Source organism: Frankia sp. CoWAU3, from assembly GCF_977971855.1.
Window position 1 is genome coordinate 2,993 of record NZ_CDWWXB010000283.1, and the last position, 753, is coordinate 3,745.

Annotated in this window: 1 pseudogene; it reads right to left on the bottom strand. The window is 61.6% G+C overall.

What is annotated here, in order from left to right:
• Window positions 1-232, bottom strand: a pseudogene (locus AC08ON_RS17200) (hypothetical protein); the annotation flags it as partial.
• Window positions 233-753: the final 521 nt, after the last annotated feature.

A 753-nucleotide genomic window follows, 5' to 3' on the forward strand; every position in this document is an offset into this window, starting at 1 on the left:
CCTTAGCGTCCCAAACCTTCTTGTCCCAAACCTTCTTCTCCCAGCTCTCCTTCTCCCAGCGGATCTTGGTCCCGTGCTCCTTGACGACGTGCTTGGTGACGTGCTTGTCCTTCGGGCCGTCGTGACCATCGAAGGCCAACGCGCTCGTGGCCGCGGGCCCCGCGGCGACGACCAGAGCCGCCGTCGTGGACAGAGCGACAACTGCGGCTTTTCTCCTTGCGGAACTTCCCATGATTCCCCCATGGCTAATAGAAAATGACCAAATACTGTCGGCGGTGGAGGCCATTTCGGTCAGCGAGAACCGAAATTGGATCACCGACCGACCTCGAGCGATCCGCGCTCAGGCTGATTTCCGCGGAGAAACGCGCTTCCACGCAAATGACACAGCCCGCCCCGGGATCCTGGGATCTTCCCCTCCCGGCACCTCCGACTACGGAGAGTAGCGTCGCCGCTGCCAATAAGTGGGAGGCACGCATGATCGACTCGGGTGAGTCCATCCGGGTGGCTCCAGCGGAGTCCTCGACGGCGACACCACCTGACGGATCACCTGACAGCCCCACGATGGGGCGCCGATCGGGAGGTATCGGCATCAGCCGGCCCATTCGTGGCGGGGTTACTGTTCGCCGGCTGTTCCGATCGGCATCGAAAAACTGGTGGAAATTGCACCCGTCGACTCGCCGATCATGATCGACCGGTAATTGACCGATATTACTGGCGGCGGCGCGACAACCTCCCTAGCGGGAGTTTCCTAGA